This window comes from Rhizobacter sp. P1_G5 (assembly GCF_056405435.1).
On record NZ_JBFUCB010001059.1, the window covers coordinates 1 to 1,038 of the forward strand.

General features: G+C 67.7%; 1 protein-coding gene. It reads left to right on the plus strand.

From position 1 onward, the window contains the following. On the plus strand, nucleotides 1-880 hold an 880-nt coding region (gene ilvC, locus AC1D12_RS33970; RefSeq protein WP_477845471.1), incomplete at its 5' end, for a ketol-acid reductoisomerase. Between the last annotated feature and the right edge of the window lie 158 nt (nucleotides 881-1,038).

The window sequence follows — 1,038 nt, forward strand, 5'->3', positions numbered from 1 at the left end:
GCGCAAGGGCGGGGCCTCGTGGTCCAAGGCCGAGAAGGCCGGCCTGAAGGTCGCCGAGATCGCCGATGCGGTGAAGGCCGCCGACGTCGTCATGATCCTGCTGCCCGACGAGCAGATCGCGTCCGTCTACAAGAACGACGTCGAGCCGCACATCAAGCAGGGCGCTTCGCTCGCGTTCGCGCACGGCTTCAACGTGCACTACGGCCAGGTCGTGCCGCGCGCCGACCTCGACGTGTGGATGGTCGCGCCGAAGGCCCCCGGCCACACGGTGCGCTCGACCTACACGCAAGGTGGCGGCGTGCCGCACCTGATCGCCGTCTATGCCGACAAGACCGGCAAGGCGCGTGACCTGGCGCTGTCGTACGCGGCAGCCAACGGCGGCGGCAAGGCCGGCGTGATCGAGACCAACTTCCGCGAAGAGACCGAGACCGACCTGTTCGGCGAGCAGGCCGTGCTGTGCGGCGGCGCCGTCGAGCTGATCAAGGCCGGTTTCGAGACGCTGACCGAAGCCGGCTACGCGCCGGAGATGGCCTACTTCGAGTGCCTGCACGAGCTGAAGCTGATCGTCGACCTGATCTACGAGGGCGGCATCGCCAACATGAACTACTCGATCTCGAACAACGCCGAGTACGGCGAGTACGTGACCGGGCCGAAGATCGTGACGGACGAGACCCGCCAGGCGATGCGCCAGGCGCTGAAGGACATCCAGACCGGCGAATACGCGAAGAGCTTCATCCTGGAGAACCGCGCCGGCGCCCCGACGCTGCTGTCGCGCCGCCGCCTGACGGCCGAGCACCCGATCGAGGTGGTCGGCGAGCAGCTGCGCGCGATGATGCCGTGGATCAAGAAGAACCGCCTGGTCGACCAGTCGAAGAACTGAGCGGCGCACCAGCCCGCCGACCCGAAAGGGCTGCACGCCGCGCGCGTGCGGCCCTTTTTCACGAAGGCGCTGCGGTATCCTTCGCGCCATTCCCCTCCACCCATGGCCCATGAGCGACGACGTGCACGACGGCGACCCCCACCTGCCAGATGCTGATG